At 70.0% G+C, this 21,996-nt stretch carries 19 protein-coding genes and 1 pseudogene; 13 read left to right on the forward strand and 7 right to left on the reverse strand.

Annotated features, from left to right (window positions below; translation table 11 throughout):
* Nucleotides 1-8: 8 nt before the first annotated feature.
* The 8 genes from astD (at nucleotide 9) to PGN14_RS13510 (ending at nucleotide 8,572) form a co-directional block, all read left to right on the forward strand.
* Nucleotides 9-1,418 carry a succinylglutamate-semialdehyde dehydrogenase gene (gene astD / locus PGN14_RS13475; RefSeq protein WP_335300064.1) on the forward strand — a complete coding sequence of 470 codons (1,410 nt, stop codon included), beginning with the start codon at nucleotides 9-11 and terminating at the stop codon, nucleotides 1,416-1,418.
* Nucleotides 1,419-1,440: 22 nt separating this feature from the next.
* Nucleotides 1,441-2,358 carry a DUF808 domain-containing protein gene (locus PGN14_RS13480; RefSeq protein ID WP_335300065.1) on the forward strand — a complete coding sequence of 306 codons (918 nt, stop codon included), beginning with the start codon at nucleotides 1,441-1,443 and terminating at the stop codon, nucleotides 2,356-2,358.
* 590 nt (nucleotides 2,359-2,948) lie between these two features.
* Nucleotides 2,949-3,737 (forward strand): uroporphyrinogen-III C-methyltransferase, encoded by a 789-nt coding sequence (gene cobA, locus PGN14_RS13485; RefSeq protein ID WP_335300067.1) that lies wholly within the window; start codon nucleotides 2,949-2,951, stop codon nucleotides 3,735-3,737.
* A complete protein-coding gene (locus PGN14_RS13490; protein ID WP_335300068.1) occupies nucleotides 3,734-4,030 on the forward strand; it encodes a DUF2849 domain-containing protein in 297 nt (98 codons plus the stop codon). Before cobA ends, PGN14_RS13490 begins: the two co-directional genes overlap by 4 nt.
* Nucleotides 4,030-5,661: a nitrite/sulfite reductase gene (locus PGN14_RS13495; protein ID WP_335300069.1), complete on the forward strand. Its 1,632-nt coding sequence runs from the start codon at nucleotides 4,030-4,032 to the stop codon at nucleotides 5,659-5,661. The genes PGN14_RS13490 and PGN14_RS13495 overlap by 1 nt, the downstream gene beginning before the upstream one ends.
* The gene (locus PGN14_RS13500; RefSeq protein ID WP_335300071.1) at nucleotides 5,654-6,091 is read left to right on the forward strand and encodes a DUF934 domain-containing protein; all 438 of its coding nucleotides are present in this window, start codon (nucleotides 5,654-5,656) and stop codon (nucleotides 6,089-6,091) included. The genes PGN14_RS13495 and PGN14_RS13500 overlap by 8 nt, the downstream gene beginning before the upstream one ends.
* The gene (locus tag PGN14_RS13505; protein WP_335300073.1) at nucleotides 6,084-6,842 is read left to right on the forward strand and encodes a phosphoadenylyl-sulfate reductase; all 759 of its coding nucleotides are present in this window, start codon (nucleotides 6,084-6,086) and stop codon (nucleotides 6,840-6,842) included. Before PGN14_RS13500 ends, PGN14_RS13505 begins: the two co-directional genes overlap by 8 nt.
* A gap of 278 nt (nucleotides 6,843-7,120) precedes the next feature.
* Complete coding sequence (locus tag PGN14_RS13510) at nucleotides 7,121-8,572, forward strand: DUF4403 family protein (protein ID WP_335300074.1); 1,452 nt, start codon at nucleotides 7,121-7,123, stop codon at nucleotides 8,570-8,572.
* A gap of 112 nt (nucleotides 8,573-8,684) precedes the next feature.
* On the opposite strand, the gene PGN14_RS13515 is transcribed toward PGN14_RS13510, so the two are convergent.
* From PGN14_RS13515 to PGN14_RS13530, 4 genes are all read right to left on the reverse strand, one after another.
* On the reverse strand, nucleotides 8,685-9,200 hold the full coding sequence (locus tag PGN14_RS13515) for a GNAT family N-acetyltransferase (protein ID WP_335300076.1): 516 nt from the start codon (nucleotides 9,198-9,200) through the stop codon (nucleotides 8,685-8,687).
* Complete coding sequence (gene ndk / locus PGN14_RS13520) at nucleotides 9,200-9,622, reverse strand: nucleoside-diphosphate kinase (RefSeq protein WP_335300077.1); 423 nt, start codon at nucleotides 9,620-9,622, stop codon at nucleotides 9,200-9,202. Before ndk ends, PGN14_RS13515 begins: the two co-directional genes overlap by 1 nt.
* A gap of 135 nt (nucleotides 9,623-9,757) precedes the next feature.
* Nucleotides 9,758-10,198, reverse strand: coding sequence for a DNA polymerase III subunit chi (locus tag PGN14_RS13525; RefSeq protein WP_335300078.1), 441 nt, complete (start codon nucleotides 10,196-10,198; stop codon nucleotides 9,758-9,760).
* Between the two features lie 142 nt (nucleotides 10,199-10,340).
* On the reverse strand, nucleotides 10,341-11,783 hold the full coding sequence (locus PGN14_RS13530) for a leucyl aminopeptidase (protein WP_335300080.1): 1,443 nt from the start codon (nucleotides 11,781-11,783) through the stop codon (nucleotides 10,341-10,343).
* Between the two features lie 163 nt (nucleotides 11,784-11,946).
* Here PGN14_RS13530 and PGN14_RS13535 point away from each other — a divergent pair, with 163 nt between their 5' ends.
* The 4 genes from PGN14_RS13535 (at nucleotide 11,947) to rsmA (ending at nucleotide 17,524) form a co-directional block, all read left to right on the forward strand.
* The gene (locus tag PGN14_RS13535) at nucleotides 11,947-14,190 is read left to right on the forward strand and encodes an LPS-assembly protein LptD (RefSeq protein WP_335300081.1); all 2,244 of its coding nucleotides are present in this window, start codon (nucleotides 11,947-11,949) and stop codon (nucleotides 14,188-14,190) included.
* 80 nt (nucleotides 14,191-14,270) lie between these two features.
* Nucleotides 14,271-15,677 carry a peptidylprolyl isomerase gene (locus PGN14_RS13540; RefSeq protein WP_443019511.1) on the forward strand — a complete coding sequence of 469 codons (1,407 nt, stop codon included), beginning with the start codon at nucleotides 14,271-14,273 and terminating at the stop codon, nucleotides 15,675-15,677.
* A 9-nt stretch (nucleotides 15,678-15,686) separates the two neighbouring features.
* A complete protein-coding gene (gene pdxA, locus PGN14_RS13545) occupies nucleotides 15,687-16,703 on the forward strand; it encodes a 4-hydroxythreonine-4-phosphate dehydrogenase PdxA (RefSeq protein ID WP_335300085.1) in 1,017 nt (338 codons plus the stop codon).
* Nucleotides 16,700-17,524, forward strand: a complete 825-nt coding sequence (rsmA, locus tag PGN14_RS13550; RefSeq protein ID WP_335300087.1) for a 16S rRNA (adenine(1518)-N(6)/adenine(1519)-N(6))-dimethyltransferase RsmA — start codon at nucleotides 16,700-16,702, stop codon at nucleotides 17,522-17,524. Before pdxA ends, rsmA begins: the two co-directional genes overlap by 4 nt.
* 124 nt (nucleotides 17,525-17,648) lie before the next feature.
* Here the strand turns inward: rsmA and PGN14_RS13555 are convergent, their stop codons facing one another.
* From PGN14_RS13555 to guaB, 3 genes are read right to left on the reverse strand one after another with little or no spacing between them, the layout of a single operon-like run.
* Nucleotides 17,649-18,167 carry a tetratricopeptide repeat protein gene (locus tag PGN14_RS13555; protein WP_335300089.1) on the reverse strand — a complete coding sequence of 173 codons (519 nt, stop codon included), beginning with the start codon at nucleotides 18,165-18,167 and terminating at the stop codon, nucleotides 17,649-17,651.
* Between the two features lie 33 nt (nucleotides 18,168-18,200).
* Nucleotides 18,201-19,355 (reverse strand): RsmB/NOP family class I SAM-dependent RNA methyltransferase, encoded by a 1,155-nt coding sequence (locus PGN14_RS13560; RefSeq protein WP_335300091.1) that lies wholly within the window; start codon nucleotides 19,353-19,355, stop codon nucleotides 18,201-18,203.
* The gene (gene guaB / locus PGN14_RS13565) at nucleotides 19,352-20,809 is read right to left on the reverse strand and encodes an IMP dehydrogenase (protein ID WP_335300092.1); all 1,458 of its coding nucleotides are present in this window, start codon (nucleotides 20,807-20,809) and stop codon (nucleotides 19,352-19,354) included. The genes PGN14_RS13560 and guaB overlap by 4 nt, the downstream gene beginning before the upstream one ends.
* 112 nt (nucleotides 20,810-20,921) lie before the next feature.
* Here guaB and PGN14_RS13570 point away from each other — a divergent pair.
* Nucleotides 20,922-21,901 (forward strand): annotated as a pseudogene (locus PGN14_RS13570) (SPFH domain-containing protein).
* Nucleotides 21,902-21,996: the final 95 nt, after the last annotated feature.

Raw genomic sequence — 21,996 nt, forward strand, 5'->3', positions numbered from 1 at the left:
ACGCGCTTATGGCAGAGCTGATATCGTATGAACCCGCGACCGGTGCGGAGCTGTGGCGCGGGCCGGTCGGCGATGTCGAGCTGGAGGTCGCCACCGCGCGCGACGGCTTCGTGCCCTGGGCGTCGCGCTCGCTCGCCTATCGGATCGAGACGCTGCGCCGCTTCGCCAATGTCGTGCGCCAGCGCATCGACGCCTTTGCCGACACGATCGCGCGCGAGACGGGCAAGCCGCTGTGGGAGGCGCGCACCGAGGTCGACAGCGTGATCGCCAAGGTCGACATCTCGGTCACCGCCTATGCCGAACGCACCGCGCAGCGTCGCATGGACGCGCCGATGAACAGCCGCATCGCGCTGCGCCACAAGCCGCACGGCGTGCTGGCGGTGCTGGGGCCGTACAATTTCCCCGCGCATCTGCCCAACGGCCATATCGTCCCCGCGCTGATCGCGGGCAATGCGGTGGTCTTCAAGCCGTCGGAGAAGACGCCCGCCAGCGGCCTCTTCCTGGTCGATTGCCTCCATGCCGCGGGCGTGCCGGAGGAGACGGTGCGCGTCCTGATCGGCGGCCCGGCGGAGGGGCGCGCGCTCGCCGCTCATCCCGATATCGACGGGCTGCTGTTCACCGGATCGGCGCGCACCGGCATCGCGCTCAACCGCCAATATGCGGAGATGCCGGAGAAGATCCTGGCGCTGGAGATGGGCGGCAACAACCCGATCGTGGTGTGGGACACGCCCGACCTGCACACCGCCGCGGTGCTGGTGGCGCAATCCGCCTTCACCAGCGCGGGCCAGCGCTGCACCGCCGCGCGCCGCCTGATCGTCGACCAGCAACTGGCGGAGCCGCTGCTCGCCGAACTGTCGAAGCTGACGTCGCGGCTGATCGTCGGCGCGCCGCACGACGATCCGCAGCCGTTCATGGGGCCGGTGATCGACAACGACACCGCCGACGGCCTGACCGAAAGCTTCCTGACATTGCTGATGAAGGGCGGACGCCCGATCCGCCACATGGCGCGCCCCGATCCCGCACGCCCGTTCGTGACGCCCGGCATCATCGACGTGACCGATGTGGTTGAGCGCCCCGACGTCGAACTGTTCGGTCCGCTGCTCCAGATCGTGCGCGTCGACGATTTCGATGCCGCCATCGCGGAGGCGAACAACACCCGCTACGGCCTGTCCGCCGCGCTGGTCAGCCAGACGCCGGCCTTGTTCGACCGCTTCTGGGCCGGCGCGCGTGCCGGGATCGTCAACTGGAACAAGCCGACCAACGGCGCGTCCTCCTCCGCGCCGTTCGGCGGTATCGGCTGGTCGGGCAACCACCGCCCGAGCGCGTATTATGCGGCGGATTATTGCGCCTATCCCGTCGTCTCCAACGAGGCGGAGGCGGCGCGCGCGGCGATCGGCATCGGGCTGGCGGACGGCTGACCGCCCAACAACGGGACATGACATGGCAACTGGACTGGTCGCGCTGCTGGATGACATCGCGGGGCTGACCCGGCTGGCCGCCGCCTCGCTGGACGATGTCGGCGCGGCGGCGAGCAAGGCGGGGGTCAAGGCGGCGGGCGTGGTGGTGGACGATACCGCGGTCACCCCGCGCTACGTCACCGGCCTGTCGCCCAAGCGCGAGCTGCCGATCATCGGCAAGATCGCGCTGGGATCGATCCGCAACAAACTGCTCTTCCTGCTCCCCGCCGCGCTGATCCTGAGCGCGGTGGCGCCCTGGGCGCTGGCGCCGCTGCTGATGCTGGGCGGCGCCTTCCTGTGCTTCGAGGGCGCGGAGAAGGTGATCGAGGCGCTGGGCGGAGGCCATGCCGAGGCGGAGGTGGAAACCGCCACCGATCCGGTCGCGCTGGAGAACCAGAAGGTAGCGAGCGCGATCCGCACCGACTTCATCCTGTCGGCGGAGATCATGGTCATCGCGCTGCGCGAGGTGAGCGACTATGCGCTGCCGATGCAGGCGGTGACGCTGGCGCTGGTCGCGATCGCGATCACCGCGGGCGTCTATGGCGTGGTCGCGCTGATCGTGAAGGCGGACGATGTCGGCCTGTATCTGGCGCAGCGTGATTCGGGACTGGTGCGCAGCGTGGGCCGCGGGCTGGTGAAGGGCGTGCCGTATCTGATGAGCGTGCTGGCGGCGGTCGGCACCGCGGCGATGATCTGGGTCGGCGGCGGGCTGCTGCTCCACAGCGCGGAGGAGATCGGCGTCGCGGGGCCGGCGCATTGGGTGCATCATGTGGCGGAAAGTGCCGGCGGCGGCGCGATCGGCTGGATCGTCAACGCCGCGCTGTCGGGCGTGGTCGGGCTGATCGTCGGCGCGGTGGTCGCGCTGGTGGTACACCAGATCGCAAAGATGCGAGGACACTAACGAACTCCCTCTCCCCTCCGGGGAGAGAGCTGGGGAGAGGGGCAGGTGTCTCACCGAGACCAACCTCTCTGCGAGGCCCCCACCCCTCACCCAACCCTCTCCCCAAGAGGGAGAGGGCTAGAGACGCTGCATCACTCCCTCTCTCCTCCGGGGAGAGGGCCGGGGTAAGGGGAGGTGTCTCACCGAGACGAACCTCTCTGCGAGGCTCCGACCCCTCACCCAACCCTCTCCCCAAGGGGGAGAGGGCTAGAGACGCTGCACCACTCCCTCTCCCCTCCGGGGAGAGGGCTGGGGACAGGGGCAGGTGTCTCACCGAGACCAACCTCTCTGCGAGGCCCCCACCCCTCACCCAGCCCTCTCCCCAAGAGGGAGAGGGCTAGAGACGCTGCATCACTCCCTCTCCCCTCCGGGGAGAGGGCCGGGGTGAGGGGCCGGGGTCTCACCGAGACGAACCTCTCTGCGAGGCTTTCACCCCTCACCCAACCCTCTCCCCAAGGGGGAGAGGGCTTTACGGCCGCAAAACCTCTCCTACACCCCCGCCAAGCATCGCTGGTTTGCGCCCCGCCCCCCGCGCGCCCATCTGCAAGCCTATGGCAACCTTGCTCGATCCCGATGCGCGCGGGCGCGTCATCCTCGTCGGTGCCGGGCCGGGCGATCCCGGCCTGCTCACCGTGCGCGCCGTGGAGGCGCTGCGCAGCGCCGATGTCGTCGTCCACGACGGGCTGATCGACCCGCGCGTGCTCGACATCGCGCCCCCCGCCGCCCAGCGCATCTCGGTCGCCAAGCGCCGCGCGCGCCACACGCTGCCGCAGGAGGCGATCAACGCGCTCATCGTCGCGCATGTGATGGCCGGCAGCGTCGTCGTCCGGCTGAAGGGCGGCGACCCGTTCATCTTCGGCCGCGGCGGCGAGGAGGTGGAGGCGGTGCGCGCCGCGGGCCTGACGGTCGAGGTCGTCCCCGGCGTCTCCGCCGCGCTCGGCTGCGCGGCGGAGGCGATGCTGCCGCTGACCCATCGCGACCACAGTTCCGCGGTCAGCTTCGTTGCCGGCCAGTGCAAGGGGTTGTCGGAGCAGGACTGGTCTGGCCTTGCCGGGCAGGGCCGCACGCTGGTGATCTACATGGGCGTGGCCACCGCGGAGCAGATCGCCGACAAGCTGATGGCCGATGGCGTCGCCCCCGACATGCCGGTCGCGGTGCTGGAGAAGGGCACGCTGCCCGGCCATCGCGCGTTGCGGACGCTGCTGGCGGACCTGGGCGCGATGGTGGCACGCGAGAAGGTCGCCAGCCCCGCGATCATCGTCGTGGGCGAGGTGGTGGAATTGTCGGATGCCGAGGACAAGCTCGCATCCTATGCAAAGGTAGCGGAGCATATGGCGTGAGACTGGTAACCGGCAACGATCTGGCGAGCGGCGACGTGATCTGGTGGACCGGCCGCGACTGGTCGCGCCATATCGAGGACGCGGGCGACGCCGGCGACCGCGCCGAGGCGATCGCGCGCGAGGAAGAGGCAGCGCGCCGCGTCAACGGCCCCTATGTGATCGAGGCGACCGCGACTGCCGACGGCCCCCGCCCCGCGCATATCAAGGACCGTATCCGCGCGCTCGGTCCCACCGTGCGCCCCGACCTGACGTTGAAACCGGCCGATGCGTCCGCCGGCAGCTGGGTGATCTGATGTACAAGTATGACGAATACGATCAGGCGATCGTCGATGCGCGCGTCGACGAATTCCGCGATCAGGTGAAGCGCCGGCTGGCGGGCGAGATCACCGAGGATCAGTTCAAGCCGCTGCGGCTGATGAACGGCCTGTACCTGCAATTGCACGCGTACATGCTGCGCGTCGCGGTGCCCTATGGCACGCTCGACAGCCGCCAGATGCGGATGCTGGCGCATATCGCGCGCACCTACGATCGCGGCTATGGCCATTTCACCACGCGGCAGAACATCCAGTACAACTGGATCAAGCTGGACCAGGCGCCCGACATCCTCGCCGAGCTGGCGACGGTCGAGATGCACGCCATCCAGACCAGCGGCAATTGCATCCGCAACATCAGTTCCGACCAATATGCCGGCGCCGCCGCGGACGAGGTGACCGACCCGCGCCCCTGGGCCGAGCTGTTGCGCCAGTGGAGCACCTTCCACCCGGAATTCAGCTATTTGCCGCGCAAGTTCAAGATCGCGGTCATCGCCGCGGACGAGGATCGCGCCGCGATGCGGCTCCACGACATCGGCATCCAGCTGATCGAGCGCGACAATGTGCTGGGCGCGAAGGTCTTCGTCGGTGGCGGCATGGGCCGCACGCCGATGATCGCGCCGGAGATCAAGGACTTCGTCACCGCCGACGACCTGCTCAGCTATGTCGAGGCGTGCCTGCGCGTGTACAATCGCTACGGCCGGCGCGACAATATCTACAAGGCGCGGATCAAGATCCTGATCCACGAGCTGGGCGCGGACGAATATCGCCGTCAGGTCGAGGAGGAGTTTGCGCAGGTGAAGGCGCTGGGGATCGATCCCCCCGCAGCCGAGCTGGCGCGCATCACCGCGATGTTCGCCCCCCCCGCCTATGCCGCAGACGCGCCGACCGACGTCGATCGTAGCGACCCCGATTTCGCGGTCTGGCTCGACCAGAATGTGAAGCCGCACCAGGCGCCGGGCCATGCGATCGTCAACATTTCGCTGAAGCCCGTCGGCGGCATCCCCGGCGATGCCTCGGCCGAGCAGATCGACGTCATGGCGGACCTCGCCGAGCGCTACGGCCATGACGAATTGCGCGTCACCCATGCGCAGAACATCGTCCTGCCGCACGTCCGCATCGCCGACCTGAAGGCGGTGTGGGAGGCGCTGGTGGAGGCGCAGCTGGCGGAGGCGAACCTCGACCTCATCAGCGACATCATCGCCTGCCCCGGCCTCGATTATTGCAGCCTCGCCAATGCGCGCTCGATCCCCGTGGCGCAGAAGATCGCGCAGCGCTTCGCCGATCCCGCGCGGCAGCGCGATCTGGGCGAGCTGAAGCTCAAGATCTCGGGCTGCATCAACGCCTGCGGCCACCACCATGCCGGGCACATCGGCATTCTGGGCGTCGACCGGAAGGGCACCGAGAATTACCAGCTGCTGCTCGGCGGATCGGGCGCGGAGGACGTGTCGCTCGGCAAGATCACCGGCCCCGGCTTCGACGAGGATGGCGTGGTCGATGCGATCGAGCGCGTCACCGACAAATATGTCCAGGTGCGCACGGAGGGCGAGCGGTTTGTCGACACCTACCGCCGCGTCGGCATGGAGCCGTTCAAGGAGGCGATCTATGGTTGAGGTGCCCGCCCACCTGCTCTTTCGCGAGGACACGCCGCATGAGGAGCCGGCGGTGACGCTGGACGCGTTCCTCGCCGATCAGTCGAACGCGACCGCCGTCCGGATCGAGCCGGGCGACGATGCGCGTCAGCTGATCCCGCTGCTCGATCGCATCGCGCTGGTCGAGGTGCCCTTTCCCACCTTCCGCGACGGGCGCGGCTATTCGGTCGCGCGCATCCTGCGCGAGGCGGGCTATGCCGGTGAGCTGCGCGCCGAGGGCGACGTGCTGGTCGACCAGATCCCGCTGATGCGGCGCTGCGGGTTCGACAGCTTCGCGCCGGCCGCCGCGGTCGACGCCGCGACGCTGCAGCGCTCGCTCGACCGCTACGACCATGTCTATCAGAAGGCCGCCGACGGCGCGGTCCCGGTGTGGAAACTGCGCCATGGGTGAGGCCGCGCGCGCGCTCGACACGATCGACGTCCGCCCCGTCTTCACCGCACAGGATGCGGCCGCGATGGAGGCGCGCTTCGCCGGCGTCGACACGCCGGACATGCTGCGCGAGCTGCTGACCGGCGAGCTGAAGGGCCGCATCGCCGCGGTGTCGTCGTTCGGCGCCGAATCGGCGGTGCTGCTCCACATGATCGCCACGATCGACGCCGACGTGCCGGTGATCTTCACCAACACGCAGAAGATGTTCGGCGAGACTTTGGCCTATCGTGACGAACTGTCGGAGCGACTGGGCTTCACCGACCTGCGCGTGTTCCGCCCCGATCCGCGGCTGCTGCGGCTGAAGGACGACAAGGGGCTGCGCTGGTCCTACGATCCCGACGGCTGCTGCGACCTGCGCAAGGTGGAGCCGCTGCGCCGCGCTTTGCTGCCGTTCGATGCGTGGATCTCGGGCCGCAAGGGCTTCCAGGCCAAGACCCGCGCCGCGCTGCCGCGGTTCGAGGCGGACGAGGGCCGGTTGAAGATCAACCCGCTGGCATTGTGGGACAAGGCGCGACTCGACGCCTATTTCGCCGAGCACGATTTGCCGCGCCACCCGCTGGAGGCGCAGGGCTATCTGTCGATCGGCTGCGCGCCCTGCACGTCGAAGGTGCGCCCGGGCGAAGACCCCCGCGCCGGCCGCTGGCGCGGCTGGGACAAGGTGGAATGCGGCATCCACGTGCCCGAGAAGCCGGGCGAGGAACCGGCGTTCTGACCACATCGCCACCCCGGATCGGGTCGGTGTTTATCCCCTTCGGACAAGTACGCCTCCCCGGCGGAGGCCGGGGTCCAGTTGGGAAGGTCGGCGTGACGCCGCGCCACGCTCGCCAACGCCTGTCCCCCGACTGGACCCCGGCCTTCGCCGGGGAGGCAGGAAGGCTCCTTGTCCAAAGGGAATAAGCGCCGATCACGTCCGGAGTGATGGGCCACCACGACGGATCGAATCGCACCGTTACGGGTTTGAAACCATCGTTCGTCCGATGGAGCCAGCGGTTGCGTCGTCCTCTTTCCGTCCTGTCGCTGGCGCTTCTCGCCACCGCCTGCTCGCGCCCCGTCGGCAATCCGGCCCCGCCCCGCGTCGAAGGGCAGACCGGGCGGTTGCCGCAGCAAAGCTCCACCATCGTCGTCCCCGTCACCGCCGACCTCACCGCGGTCGAGCGCGCGCTGAACGATCAGACGCCGCGCACCCTGTGGACGATCGACCAGCACCGCGACATCTGCGTCAAGGGTCGCCGCGTCGCGGGGGTGAAGGTCACCCCCGATCTCGGCTGCCGGCTGGTGGGCCGGGTGACGCGCGGCGCGATCGGCCTGTCGGGCAGCGGCGAGCGGCTGGAGATCGTCATGCCGGTCGACGCGCACATCGCGGCGCGCGACGTCGGCGGGCTGGTCAGCAAGACCGCGACCGGCAGCGCGATCGTGCGCGCCACCGCGCGGCTGGGCATCGTCGGCGACTGGCAGCCGCGCGCCACCATCGACATCCATTATACGTGGCGCGAGCCGCCCGGGACCGAGCTGGCCGGACAGCGGATCACGTTCGAGCGCGAGGCGGACGAGAAGCTGGCCGGCATCGTCCGCAAGCTGGAACGCGACCTGCCGCGCCAGCTCGCCACGCTGCGCCCGCGCGACGATTTGCAGAAGGTGTGGGCCAAGGCGTTCACCACGATCGAGCTCAGCAAGCGCAACCCGCCCGCCTGGCTGCGCGTGACGCCGCGCGCGCTCGGCGTCGGCGGCTATCGCGTCGAGGGGCGGCAGCTGCGGCTGACGCTGGCGGCGGAGGCGCTGACCGAGACATTCGTCGGCGATCGTCCCGCCGACCCCACGGTCACCGCTCTGCCTCGCCCCAGCCGCGTCGCCGGGCGCCCGGGGTTGCGCTTCTTCGTCCCCGTGCTCGCCGATTATGCGCAGCTGGAGCCGGTGGTGGAGCGCACGCTGCGCAAGCTGGCCGCGCGCGGCATCGACGTGCCCGGCGTCGGCGCGGTGGAGGCAGAGTTCGGCAAGGTCACCGTCTATGCCACCACTGGCGGGCGGATGGCGGTGGGAGTGAAGGCCTCGGTCCGCCCGAAGGACGGCGGCCCCACCACGCGCGGCGAGGTATGGCTGTCGGCGCTGCCCTATAACGACGCCAATTCGCAGCTGGTACAGGCGCGCGACGTGAAGCTGGCGACGAAGACCGATTCGGTGACCGTCGACCTGCTGGTGCAGATGCTGACGACCGCACAGGTGCAGGACGCCATCGCGCTGGCGCTGCGCCACGATTTCGCGCCCGACTACCAGAAGGTGCTCGCCAAGGCGCAGGCCGCGATCGGCGCACGCCGCGAGGGCGACTTCCGCCTGTCCACCCGCGTGCGCGAGGTGACGACGGGGCAGTTGCAGGTCACCGGCGCGGGGCTGTTCCTGCCGGTCCGCGCGGAGGGCGATGCGCGGATCGAGTACCGGCCGCGGTAAGGCAACGAAAAGCCCCTCCCCTTAAGGGGAGGGGTTGGGGTGGGGCAGTCAAAGGCGGCAGTCTCGGTGAGACACCGCTCCACCCCCAACCCCTCCTCTAAAGAGGAGGGGCTTATAGAGGCAGCGCGTAGATCACATCGTCATGCCACGTCGCGCCGACCAGGAACCGCCGCGTCCCCGCGAGCGCGAAGCCTTGTTTCTCATAGAAACGCCGCGCACGATGGTTCTCGCCATAGACGCCCAGCAGCATCCGTTCGTGCCCCGCCGCCCGCGCATCCTCCACCGCCCGCGCCATCAGCGCAGGCCCCAGCCCGCCACCATGCGCGCCGGCAAGGACGTAGATCCGCTTCAGCTCGATATCGCCCGCCTGCGGCGCGACCGGCAGGTCGGGCACGGTCAGCAGCGTATAGCCGATCGGCGCGCCGCCCGCGCGGGCCTCGGCCAGCGTGGCCATCGCGCCCTCCTCCATATAGCGCGCGAACGCGTCCGCGCTGCTGTTGCGCGCGACATGCGCGAGGATGTCGGCGCCCTCCAGCACCCCGGCGAAGGTCTGGAGGAAGGTGGCGCCCGCCACCAGCGACAGCGCGGCCGCATCGGCCGGCGCAGCGCGGCGCAGGCGCCACTCCATCAGCCGACGATCTCGTCCGGCTGGAAGAAATAGGCGATCTCGATCGCGGCATTCTCGTCCGAATCCGATCCGTGGACCGTGTTCGCCTCGATCGACTCGGCCAGTTCCTTGCGGATCGTGCCCGGTGCGGCATTCTCGGGGTTGGTCGCGCCCATGACGTCGCGGTTGCGCTGCATGGCGTTCTCGCCCTCCAGCACCTGCACCACGACCGGGCCGGAGATCATGAAGCCGACCAGGTCGTTGAAGAACGGACGCTCCTTGTGGACGGCATAGAAGCCCTCGGCCTGCTCGCGGGTCATCTGGATGCGCTTGGACGCGACGACGCGCAGCCCCGTCTCCTCCAGCATCTTGGTGACCGCGCCGGTCAGGTTGCGGCGGGTGGCGTCGGGCTTGATGATCGAAAAGGTACGGTTCGCGGCCATGACGGTCACGGGCTCCTGTGGTGTAAGGTCTGGAAGTGGCGCCGCCCTAGTCGCGGGGTGCGGGGGATGCAAGCGCGGCGGCGCCCCACCCGTCCCGTCACCCCGGCTCAAGCCCCGGGGTGACGCGGGACGGGCCTACGCCGCCTGCTCCCATTTCCCCGCGTCATTCTGCTTCCAGTAGCGCCGCTCCACCCCGTCGCGCCCCGCCAGCGCCTTCCACGCCGCGCGCGCGGGGCCGATCGCCTCCTCGTCGAAGAAGTGGAAGGCGCGGTCGAACCCCAGCGCCGCGTCGCGCCACTCGCCATCGACCAGCGCGACGTGGCGCGCGCCATTCGCCGCCGCGACCTCGCCCGCGATCAGGATCGGTTGGCGATCGTCATGCGCGCCGCCCGCGACGCCATGCGGCAGGAAACTGTCGGGCGCGAACTGCCACAGCAGCCGGTCGAGCGCGGCGCGTTGCTCCTCCACCGCGCTGACCACCAGCAACCGTGCGCCGGTTCCCACCACCCGCTCCGCGATGCGCGGCAGCGCGCGCTCCAGCGGCATCCGGGTCAGGTGGTAGAAATCGACCTGCACGTGCTTTCACCCTATTATCCGTTCGCCTCGAATAGCCGTCGAGCCTGTCGAGACGACGTATCGAGAGGTCGCCGCCCGCACATCCTTCTCGACACGGGCTCTCGACAGGCTCGATCCCTGCTCGAAGCGAACGGCAGGACGCTTACCCCTCGCACACGTCCGCGACATAGCGGTCCAGCACGCGCACGCCATAGCCGGTGGCGCCCTTCGCCCAGGTCGGCCCGTCCTTGTCCGCCCACACCATGCCCGCGATGTCGAGGTGCGCCCAGGCGACGCCCGTCTCCACGAAACGCTGGAGGAACTGCGCCGCGGTGATCGATCCCGCCCCGCGCGGCCCCACGTTCTTCATGTCCGCGATCGGCGAGTCGATCAGCTTGTCATAGGCTTCGGTCAGCGGGAAGCGCCACAATGGGTCGCCCGACGCGCGGCCGGCGGCGAGCAGTCGGTCCGCCAGCGCGTCGTCATTGGAGAACAAACCGCCGAATTCGTTGCCCAGGCTGACGATCATCGCGCCGGTCAGCGTGGCGAGGTCGACGATCGTGGTCGGCGCATGCGTCCGCTGCACCCAGGTCAGGCAGTCGCACAGCACCAGCCGCCCCTCGGCATCGGTGTTGATCACCTCGACGGTCTGCCCCGACATGCTGGTCACCACGTCGCCGGGACGCTGCGCATTGCCGTCGGGCATGTTCTCGACCAGCCCCATCACGCCGATGACGTTCGCCTTGGCCTTGCGCGTGGCGAGGCTGAGCATCGCGCCGGCGACCGCGCCTGCGCCGCCCATGTCCCACTTCATGTCCTCCATACCGGCGGCGGGCTTGATCGAGATGCCGCCGGTGTCGAAGGTCACGCCCTTGCCGACCAGCGCGGTCAGCGGCGCATCGGCCCCGCCCCCGTTCCACTTCAGCGCCAGCAGCCGTGCCTCGCGCCGCGATCCCTGCGCCACACCCAGCAGCGCGCCCATGCCCAGCTCGTGCATCGCGGCGGCGTCCAGGACGGTCACTTCCAGCCCCAGCCCGTCGACCGCGGCCAGCACGCGCTCCACGAACGTCTCGGGATACAGGATGTTGGGTGGAAGGGCGGCGAGCGTGCGCGCCAGCGCCAGCCCGTCGGTCACCGCCGCGCGCGGGGCATAGGCGGAATCATCGCCGACCACGGTCAGCGTCGCCAGCGTCGGCTTCTGCTTCTCGGGCAGCTTCGTGCGATATTCGTCGAACCGCCACGCGCGCTGTGCCGCGCCGGCCGCGAAGCGCGCCGCGCCGATCGCCTCCACACCCGACAGATCGGCGACCGCAGCGGTCGTGCCGGAGGTCAGCAGCCGCGCCGTCAGCACGCCGCCCGCGCGCTCGAACGCGGCATCGTCGCCCGCGCCGACGCCCAGCAGCAGCACGCGGCGCGTGCCCTCCCCGGCCGGTACATGGACGTCGGCGGCGCTGCCGGCCTCGCCCTCGAACCGCTGCGCCTGCGCCGCGCCCTGCACCAGCGCGTCGGCGCCCTCCACCAGCCCGGCGAGCGAGGCGCCCTTCTTCACGGGCAGCGCCAGCACGGCGGCATCGGCGGGGCGGTGGGAAGCGAACTCGATCTTCATGACGACCTTACCTTGATACGGGATGCGCCGCTGGTAGTCCCTTGCGCGGGCAGTGGCAAAGCCCTCCCGTCAAAACGTTGCAGCGCGTCGCGGGCGATGCGATAGGCAGGCGTGCAGCGCCGTCGCCATCCCGGCCGCGCGCAAGGGGTGCGACGGGAGCGACGTGACGCGTTTGGATCTACTTGGCGGCGTCGCTGCGCTGGTGCTGGCCGTGCCGGCGGCGGCGCAATCGTTGCAGGACCGCGGCCCGCCCCCCGCATCCGTCGAGGGCGCGCCCGTCGAGGCGGCCCCCGCGCCGGACGCGGATCAGGTGCAGTTCAGCGCCGGCGCGCTGGAATATGACTATAACGCCGACGTGGTCACCGCCACCGACGCGGTGCGGATGACGCGCGAGGGCGACCGGCTGCGCGCGGACAAGGTGGTGTGGAACCGCAAGACCGGACAGGTCGTCGCCACCGGCAACGTCGCCGTCACCAACCCGCAGGGCGATGTCGCCTATGGCGATTCGATCGAGCTGACCGACACGCTGAAGGACGGCGTGATCGACAATCTGCTGGTCGTGCTGGAACAGGGCGGGCGCATGGCGGCGGTGCGCGGCACGCGCAACCCGGACGGGACGATGCGGCTGGAGCGCGCGGTCTATTCGCCGTGCGCGGTCACCAGTGCGAAGGGCTGCCCCAAGGAACCGACGTGGAAGATCACCGCGGTGCAGGTGCTCTACCGTCCGGAGCGCGAGCGGCTGACCTTCGACGGCGCGCGCCTCCACCTGTTCGGCGTCAGCACGCCCGCGCTGCCGCGGTTCAGCGTGCCGCTGGGCAGCAGCAGCGACACCGGGCTGCTGACGCCGGGGTTCAACATCACCCGGCTGAACGGGGTGGAGGTGGTGCTGCCCGTCAACATCGTGCTGGGGCCGGACAAGTCGCTGGTGCTGCGCCCGCACCTGTTCTCCTCCGAACTGCCGATGATGGAAGCGCGCTACAGCCAGGTGGACGAGATCGGCGCCTTCTCGCTGACCGCCTATGCCACCGGCAGCCGCCGCAGCGGCGACCTGTCGGGCGGGTTCACCACCGAGACGGAGCGTGCGTTCCGCGGCTATATCGACGGCGTCGGCCGGTTCCAGCTCGACCCGAACTGGAGCATCTCCACCTCGCTGCGCCTCGTCACCGACCGCACCTTCCTGCGCCGCTACGACATCTCGCGCGAGGACCGGCTGCGCAGTAACGTGACGGTGGAGCGGATCGACCGCGACAGCTATCTCTCGATCGCGGGCTGGGCGGTGCAGACGCTGCGCGTCGGCGACCGTCAGGGGTTCCAGCCGGTCGCTCTGCCCGAGATCGACTATCGTCGCCGCATCACCGACACCCCGCTGGGCGGCGTGCTCCAGCTTCAGGCCAATACGCTCGCGATCGGGCGCAAGGCGGGGCAGGACACGCAACGTGGCTTCGTCTCGGCACGCTGGGACTGGCGCGGCATCACCACCAGCGGGCAGGAGGTGACGCTGACCGCCTATGCCCGCGGCGACGCCTATAACACCTCGGGCAGCGCGGCGACGACGATCGCCAGCTATCGCGGGATCGACGGGTTTCAGACCCGCGCGATCGGCGCGTTGGCCGCCGACGTGCGCTGGCCGCTGATCGGCGAGCTGTTCGGCGGGTTCCAGCGCTTCACCCCCCGCGTCCAGCTGGTCGCCACGCCCCCCACCCGCAACCTGGCGGTGCCCAACGAGGATGCGCGCGCGGTCGACCTGGAGGATTCGAACCTCTTCGCGCTCAACCGCTTCCCCGGCTACGACCGGTGGGAGGATTCGAGCCGCGTCACCTATGGCGCCGACTGGGCGCTCGACCTGACCGGCATCGCCATCTCCGCCAATGTCGGGCAGAGCTATCGCCTCAACTCGCGCCCCAGCATCCTGCCCAATGGCACCGGCCTGTCCGACCGCTTCTCCGACATCGTCGGGCGCACCAACGTGCGCGTGGGCGAGTTCGTGACGCTGACCCACCGCTACCGCCTCGACAAGGACAATCTGGCGGTCCGCCGCAACGAGATCGACGCGACCGTCGGCACGCGCCGCACCTATGCCACGGTCGGCTACATCCGCCTCAACCGCAACATCGACATCCAGGACCTGCAGGACCGCGAGGAGCTGCGCGTCGGCGGGCGGGTCGGGATCGGGCGCTTCTGGTCGGTCTGGGGCTCCGCGCTGGTCGACTTGACCGATCGCGAGGAGGATCCCGCGCTGCTCGCGGCGGACGGGTTCAATCCGATCCGCCACCGGCTGGGCGTCGCCTATGAGGACGATTGCATCGATCTGGGCGTCACCTGGCGCCGCGACTATCAGTCGCTGGGCGATGCGCGCGCGGGCAACAGCTATCTGTTGACGCTTTCCTTGAAGAACCTGGGGCGCTAAGCCCCGGTTCAGGCGGAATGGGGCACCTGCGCCGGCGATATGCGCCGTGGGCGCGGCATGGGGATTTCGAGATTCACGCGATGATCAAAACGAAGGGCACAGCGCCAATCCGCTGGGTTATTGGGGTCCGCCGGGTGACGAAAGCCCGCCGGACGCTGGCCGCGGTGCTGGCGCTGGGTGCGGTCGCGGCAGGCGCCGGCGCGGGCATCGCGCAGACGGTCGAGGACCAGACGCTGCCCGACAACACCGGGCTCAACATCCCCGCCAACCTGCAGATCTTCGGCAAGCTGGATCCCAACATCCGCAAGGCGACCGCGATCGTCAACGAAACGGTCATCACCCAGACCGACGTCGACCAGCGCGTCGCGCTGATCGCGGCGGCCAACAACGTGAAGCTGACCGACGCCGATCGCGAGCGGCTGCGCCTCCAGGTGCTGCGCCAGCTGATCGACGAGACGCTTCAGATCCAGCAGGCGAAGACCGCCGACGTCACGATCACCAAGGACGAGATCGACCAGAGCATCGCGCGCGTCGCGCGCAACTTCGGCAAGACGCCCGCCGAATTCGCCGCCTTCCTGCGCGAGAACGGCTCCTCGGACAAGTCGATCCGCCGCCAGATCGAGGGCGAGCTGGCGTGGCAGCGCTATCTGCGCCGCCGCGTCGAGCCGTTCGTCAACGTCGGCGACGAGGAGGTGAAGGCGATCCTCGACCGGCTGGAGCAGGCCAAGGGCACCGAGGAATATCACCTCAACGAAATCTACCTTTCCGCCACCGCCGACCGCGAGCAGCAGGTGTTCGCCAACGCGCGCCAGATCATCGGCGAGATCGGCAAGGGCCAGGCGCCGTTCGCCTATTTCGCGCGCAACTTCTCCGAGGCGTCGACCCGCGGCGTCGGCGGCGACCTGGGCTGGGTGCGCACCGCGCAGCTGCCCGAGGCGCTGGCGCAGGCGGCGCAGACGATGCAGGTCGGCCAGGTCGCCGGCCCGGTCGCGACCCCGGGCGGCTTCTCGATCCTGTATCTGGTCGACAAGCGGCAGGTGCTGACCGCCGATCCGCGCGACGCGCGGCTCAGCCTGAAGCAGATGACGATCAAATTCCCCGCCGGCACCACGCAGGCGCAGGCGACGCAGCGCACCTCGGCCTTCGCCAGCGAGATCCAGAAGCTGCAGGGCTGCGGCTCGGTGCAGAAGATCGCCGCCTCGCTGAATGCGGAGGTGGTCGACAACGATTCGATCCGCGTCCGCGACCTGCCGCCCCCGCTTCAGGCGATCATGCTGAAGTTGCAGGTCGGTCAGGCCACCCCGCCGTTCGGCACCCCGACCGAGGGCGTGCGGACGCTGGTGCTGTGCGGCCGCGACGAGGTGCAGAGCGGGCAGCTGCCCGGCGCCGCGCAAATCCAGAGCCAGCTGGAGCAGCAGCGCGTCAACCTGCGCGCGCAGCAGGCGCTGCGCGACCTGCGGCGCGACGCGGTCATCGAGTATCGCTGAGCCGTGGCGATGACCTCCCCCGCCCCCGGTGCGCCGATCGTGGTATCGATGGGCGACCCCGCGGGCGTCGGGCCGGAGACGATCGCGCGGGCATGGGACGCCCGCGTCGAGCGCGCGCTGCCGCCGTTCGTCGCGGTCGGCGACTGTCGCGCGATCGAGCGCGTATGGCAGGGGCCGTTGCAGCCGATCACCGATCTGGGCGCGGTCGCACGCGTCTTCCCCGACGCGCTGCCCGTGCTGACGGTCGAGGATGCCGGCGAGATCGTCCCCGGCACGCCCGATGCGGACGGCGCGCGCTGCGCGCTCCACGCGCTGGAGCTGGCGTGCGGGCTGGTCCGCTCGGGCGCCGGGCGCGCGTTGGTCACCGGGCCGGTGTCGAAGGCGCAATTGTACGACATCGGCTTCACCCACCCCGGCCAGACCGAGTTCGTCGCCGAACGCTGCGGCATCGCGCGCGACAATGCGGTCATGATGCTCGCCGGCCCGGGGCTGCGCGTCGTGCCGATGACCACGCATGTGCCGCTGGCCGAGGTGCCGTCGCTGCTGACCGTCGAGCTGATCGTGGCCAAAGCGCGCGCCACCGCGCGCGGGCTGACGCGCAACTTCGGCATCGAATGCCCGCGGCTCGCCTTCGCCGGGCTCAACCCGCATGCGGGCGAGAGCGGCGCGATCGGTCGCGAGGAGATCGAGGTGTTCGCCCCCGCGATCGAGCAATTGCTGGCGGAGGGGATCGACGCGCGCGGGCCGTTCGCGGCCGACACGATGTTCCACGACCGCGCGCGCGCCGGCTATGACGCGGCGCTGTGCGGCTATCACGATCAGGCGCTGGTGCCGATCAAGACGCTGTATTTCGACGATGGCGTCAACATGACGCTGGGGCTGCCGATCGTGCGCACCTCGCCCGATCACGGCACCGCCTTCGGCATCGCGGGCACCGGCGCGGCGCATCCCGGTGCGATGATCGCCGCCATCGCGATGGCGGATGCCGCCGCCACGCACCGCGCGCGCTGCCAGCAGGGCGCGTGACCCCCGCCGTCGACCTGCCGCCGCTGCGCGAAGTGAGCGCGCGCCACGGCCTGTCCGCGTCCAAGGCGCTGGGGCAGAATTTCCTGTTCGACGCGCAATTGCTCGGCCGCATCGCGCGTGTCCCCGGCGACCTTCAGGATACCGAGGTGCTGGAGGTCGGCCCCGGTCCCGGCGGCCTCACCCGCGCGCTGCTGGCGCAGGGCGCGCGCGTCACCGCGATCGAGCGCGACCGCCGCTGCATCCCCGCGCTCGCCGAACTGGAGGCCGCCTACCCCGGCCGCCTGCGCGTGATCGAGGGCGACGCGACCGAGATCGACGCGCGCACGCTGTTCGACGGCGCGCCCCACATCGTCTCCAACCTGCCCTATAACGTCGGCACCGCGCTGCTGGTCGGCTGGCTCTCGGCCGAATGGCTGCCGTGGTGGCGGTCGTGCACGCTGATGTTCCAGCGCGAGGTCGCCGACCGCATCGTCGCGCCCGCCGGCACCGACGCCTACGGCCGGCTCGCGGTGCTGTCGCAATGGCGCAGCACCGCGCGGATCGCGATGCCGGTCCACCGTTCCGCCTTCACGCCCCCGCCCAAGGTGATGTCCGCGGTCGTCCATCTGACGCCGACGGAGGCGCCCGCGGGCGTCCGCCTCGCCACGCTCGAACGCCTCACCGCCGCCGCCTTCGGCCAGCGCCGCAAGATGCTGCGCCAGAGCCTGCGCGGCGTACCGGGGGCGATCGATGCGCTGGAGGCGGAAGGGATCGACGCGACCCGACGCGCCGAAACGGTGAGCGTGAGGGAGTTCGTCGCCCTGGCACGGCGCCTAAACTAAAAAGCCCCTCCCCTTCAGGGGAGGGGTTGGGGGTGGGGCAGTTAAGAGCCGCAAGTGAAGGTCTCGGTGAGACACCCCCCCACCCCCAAACCCCTCCCCTGAAGGGGAGGGGCTAAAAGGGTCCTCAATCCTGCGCCGCCGGCACCTTCCCCACCGTCGTCGTATTCGCCCCCACTGCCGCAGTCGTCACCGGCGGCCCCTTGGCGATCGCCGCGGCCAGCGTGGTCGCCTGCGGGCAGGCGCCCTTGCACAGCGTCTTCACCCGCGCCAGATTCTGCCGCGCACGCTCGACCGCGCCCTTGGCGACCATCGCCTCACCCTGCCCCGCCAGCGCGTCGACGTCGTTCGGTTCCAGCAGCAGCGCCTCGCGATAGAAGCGGATCGCCTTGCCGGGCAGCCCGCGCGCCTCCGCCACCGCGGCCATCGCGATGAACGCCTGCCGGTTGCGCGGATCGACCGTCACCGCCGTCTCCAGCAGGTCGGTCGCGCCGTCCAGATTGCCCGCCGACTGCGCGGCCTTCGCCTGTTGCAGCAGCGCCATGCTGCGCGCGTCGATCTGGTCGTCGGGCCGCTGGCCGTGCAGCGAGGTGGAGATCGACACCAGCGCCAGCGAGGCAGCGACGGCGACGCAGGTGAAACGCATGAACGGCTCCAGCTTCGACACGATCGTGGCGGGTTAGCACGCGGCCCGCAGGCGCGCGACAAAAAAGCCGTCGCTGCCGTCGTGCGCCGGGGTCAGCCGCACGCCGCCGCGATGCGGGCGCCCCAGCGGCAGCGCCAGCGGCTCCGCGGTCCAGCCGGGGTGCGCGGCGAGGAACGCGTCGACCTGATCCGCCCCCTCTGCCTCCAGCAGCGAGCAGACGACATGCACCAGCGCCCCGCCCGGCCGCACGCACGCCGCGCCGACCGTCAGCAGGTGCCGCTGCGTCGCGACCAGCCGCTCCAGCCGTGCCGGGGTGAGCCGCCAGCGCGCCTCCGGATTGCGCCGCCATGTGCCCGTTCCGGAGCATGGCGCGTCCACCAGCACGACGTCGGCGGCAACATCCGACAGGGTTTCGCGCTCCTTCCCGGGGTTCATCAGGCGGGTTTCGACGATGTTCGCGACACCCGCCGCCTCGGCGCGCGGCATCAACCGCGACAATCGCGCGCGATCGACGTCGGCGGCCACGATATGCCCCTCCTTCGCCAACATCGACGCCAGCGCCAGCGTCTTGCCCCCCGCCCCCGCGCACAGGTCCAGCACCGTCATCCCGGGGGCAGCGCCGGTCGCCAGCGTCACCGTCTGGCTTCCCGCATCCTGCGCCTCGACCACGCCGGCGAACGGCGCCAGATCGGTTCCGGCCGGCAGCCGCAGCGCGTCGGGCAGCCCTGCGATCGGCGCGCCTGCGGGCAGTATGCCGTCGCGCAACCGATTGATTCGCACGTCCAAAGGCGCCCGCTCGACCAGCGCCGCCTGCTCGTCCCGGTCGAGGCCGGACACCGCCAGCGCCTCCTCCAGCCAGCGCGGGTGCAACCCCTCCACCGCCACCGGCTCACCGGAATCGATCGGCGCCGGCCCATGCGCCGACCCGTCGAACGTCGCCGCCAGCGCCGGGTCCTTTGCCGCCAGCGCCAGCACCGCCGCCCGCCCGCTCACGGGCCGCTCGCCCAGCGTGCGGATCCCGGCATAGACCAGCTCGCGCACCGCGCGCCGATCCTTCGACCCGGCATAGCGCCGCGCCGCAAAGTAGCGTGAAATCAACGTGTCCGCCGCCGCCCCGCCCTCACGCGCGGCGACGACGATCGCGTCGAGCAGGTCGATCGCCGCCTGGGTCCGTGCCGCGGGCGTCATCGTGTCGGGTAGTTCGGCGCCTCGCGCGTGATCGTCACGTCATGGACGTGGCTTTCCTTCAGCCCCGCGCCCGTGATGCGGACGAACTGCGCACGCTCCTGCAACACCGGGATCGTCGCCGATCCGGTATAGCCCATCGCCGCCTTGATCCCGCCGACCAGCTGGTGGATCACCTCACGCGCCGGTCCCTTGAACGGCACCTGCCCCTCGATCCCCTCGGGCACCAGCTTCAGCTGGTCGCGCACCTCGCCCTGGAAATACCGGTCCGCCGAGCCGCGCCCCATTGCGCCGACCGATCCCATGCCGCGATAGGATTTGTACGCACGCCCCTGATACAGAAAGGTTTCCCCGGGCGCCTCCTCGGTCCCCGCCAGCAGCGAGCCGACCATGCAGGTCGAAGCCCCCGCCGCCAGCGCCTTGGCGAGATCGCCCGACGTGCGCAGCCCGCCGTCCGCGATCACCGGCACCCCCGACTTCGCGGCTTCCTCCGCGCAATCCATCACCGCCGTCAGCTGCGGCACACCGACGCCCGCGACGACACGCGTGGTGCAGATCGACCCCGGCCCGATGCCCACCTTGATCCCGTCCGCGCCCGCATCGATCAGCGCGCGCGTCGCTGTCGCAGTGGCGACGTTGCCCGCCACCACCTGCACCGAATTGGACAGCTTCTTCACCCGCTCCACCGCGCGCGCCACGTCGGCATTGTGGCCGTGCGCGGTGTCGATCACGATCAGGTCGCACTCCGCATCGACCAGCGCCTCGGTGCGGTCGAACCCCTTGTCCCCCACCGTCGTCGCGGCGGCGACGCGCAGCCGCCCGGCGGCATCCTTGGTCGCGTCCGGGTACATCACCGCTTTCTCGATATCCTTGACGGTGATGAGGCCGACGCAGCGATATGCCTCGTCCACCACCAGCAGTTTCTCGATCCGGCGCTGGTGGAGCAGGCGGCGCGCCTCCTCCTGCCCGACGCCGGTCGACACGGTGGCGAGGTCGTCCTTCGTCATCAGCTCCGACACCGGCTGGTTCGGATTCTCCGCAAAGCGCACGTCGCGGTTGGTCAGGATGCCGACCAGCCGCCCGTCCTTCTCCGTCACCGGAATGCCGCTGATGCGGTTGGCGGCCATCAGCGCCTGCGCCTGCGCCAGCGTCGCTTCCGGCGCGATCGTGATCGGATTGACCACCATCCCGCTTTCGAAGCGCTTCACCTGCCGCACCGCCGCCACCTGTTCCTCCACGGTCAGGTTGCGGTGGAGCACGCCGATCCCGCCCAGCTGCGCCATGACGATCGCCATGTCCGCCTCGGTCACCGTATCCATCGCGGAGGAGACGACGGGGATGTTGAGCGCGATGCCGCGCGTCAGGCGCGTGCGCGTATCCGCCTCGGTCGGCAGGACGCTCGATTCCGCCGGCACGAGCAGCACGTCGTCGAAGGTGAGGCCGAGCCGGATGTCCATGGGGTGCCGATTCCTTGCGGGGTGGAGGAGTGGCGCGCCATGTAACCGCATCGGTGACGGATCGCTAGGGGCGGTCTATGATGGCCGCGCACATCCGAAGGAACCGCCCGCCATGCTGATCGCCGCCATCCTGCTCCTGGCGTTCGTGCTGTTCTATCTGTTCGCCAGCATCAAGATCGTCCGCCAGGGCTATCAATATACGATCGAGCATTTCGGCCGCTACACCAACACCGCGGCGCCGGGATTCAACTTCTACCCCCGCTTTCTTCTATCGCGTCGGCCGCCGCGTGAACATGATGGAGCAGGTGATCGACATCCCGGGGCAGGAGATCATCACCAAGGACAATGCGATGATCTCCACCGACGGCGTCGTCTTCTTCCAGGTGCTCGACGCGCCCAAGGCGGCCTATGAGGTCAGCGACCTCTACAACGCCCTGCTCAATCTGGTGACGACCAACCTGCGCACCGTGATGGGCGCGATGGACCTGGACGAGACGCTGTCGAAGCGCGACGAGATCAACGCGCGGCTGCTCAACGTCGTCGATCACGCCACCACGCCCTGGGGCGTCAGTCAAGATCACTCGCGTCGAGATCAAGGACATCCGTCCGCCGCAGGATATCGTCAACGCGATGGCGCGCCAGATGAAGGCCGAGCGCGAGAAGCGTGCCAACATCCTCGACGCCGAGGGCAGCCGCGCATCGGAGATCCTGCGCGCCGAGGGGCAGAAGCAGGCGCGCATCCTGGAGGCGGAGGGCCGCCGCGAGTCGGCCTATCGCGATGCCGAGGCGCGCGAGCGTGCCGCGGAGGCGGAGGCCAAGGCGACGCAGGTGGTCAGCGAGGCGATCGCGAGCGGCGGATCGCAGGCGATCAACTATTTCGTCGCGCAGAAATATGTCGAGGCGGTCGGCAAATTCGCCACCAGCCCGAATGCGAAGACCATCCTCTTCCCGGTCGAGGCGACCCAGCTGATCGGCACGCTGGGCGGGATCGGCGAGCTGGCGAAGGAGGCGCTGAAACCCGACACGCCCGCCACCCCGGCCGCAACGCGCCGCCCCAGTCCGTTCGAACTGCCGCGGACGCCGGAAGCGTGACACTGGACGGCATCGGTGGCGCAGGCACGGCGTGGCTGATCGCGGCGCTGCTGCTGGGTATCGCGGAACTGCTGGTGCCGGGCGTGTTCCTGATC

It is taken from the genome of Sphingomonas adhaesiva (genome assembly GCF_036946305.1).
Taxonomy (GTDB): domain Bacteria; phylum Pseudomonadota; class Alphaproteobacteria; order Sphingomonadales; family Sphingomonadaceae; genus Sphingomonas; species Sphingomonas adhaesiva_B.

Bases quoted from the DNA above. Each gene is read 5' to 3' on its own strand.
- PGN14_RS13500 (WP_335300071.1), top strand. From the start codon at position 5,654: ATGGTTGAGGTGCCCGCCCACCTGCTCTTTCGCGAGGACACGCCGCAT.
- PGN14_RS13555 (WP_335300089.1), bottom strand. From the start codon at position 18,167: ATGCGTTTCACCTGCGTCGCCGTCGCTGCCTCGCTGGCGCTGGTGTCG.
- ndk (WP_335300077.1), bottom strand. From the start codon at position 9,622: ATGGCCGCGAACCGTACCTTTTCGATCATCAAGCCCGACGCCACCCGC.
- PGN14_RS13515 (WP_335300076.1), bottom strand. From the start codon at position 9,200: ATGGAGTGGCGCCTGCGCCGCGCTGCGCCGGCCGATGCGGCCGCGCTG.
- PGN14_RS13560 (WP_335300091.1), bottom strand. From the start codon at position 19,355: ATGACGCCCGCGGCACGGACCCAGGCGGCGATCGACCTGCTCGACGCG.
- PGN14_RS13505 (WP_335300073.1), top strand. From the start codon at position 6,084: ATGGGTGAGGCCGCGCGCGCGCTCGACACGATCGACGTCCGCCCCGTC.
- PGN14_RS13495 (WP_335300069.1), top strand. From the start codon at position 4,030: ATGTACAAGTATGACGAATACGATCAGGCGATCGTCGATGCGCGCGTC.
- PGN14_RS13540 (WP_443019511.1), top strand. From the start codon at position 14,271: ATGATCAAAACGAAGGGCACAGCGCCAATCCGCTGGGTTATTGGGGTC.
- PGN14_RS13530 (WP_335300080.1), bottom strand. From the start codon at position 11,783: ATGAAGATCGAGTTCGCTTCCCACCGCCCCGCCGATGCCGCCGTGCTG.
- cobA (WP_335300067.1), top strand. From the start codon at position 2,949: ATGGCAACCTTGCTCGATCCCGATGCGCGCGGGCGCGTCATCCTCGTC.
- PGN14_RS13480 (WP_335300065.1), top strand. From the start codon at position 1,441: ATGGCAACTGGACTGGTCGCGCTGCTGGATGACATCGCGGGGCTGACC.
- pdxA (WP_335300085.1), top strand. From the start codon at position 15,687: ATGACCTCCCCCGCCCCCGGTGCGCCGATCGTGGTATCGATGGGCGAC.
- astD (WP_335300064.1), top strand. From the start codon at position 9: ATGGCAGAGCTGATATCGTATGAACCCGCGACCGGTGCGGAGCTGTGG.
- guaB (WP_335300092.1), bottom strand. From the start codon at position 20,809: ATGGACATCCGGCTCGGCCTCACCTTCGACGACGTGCTGCTCGTGCCG.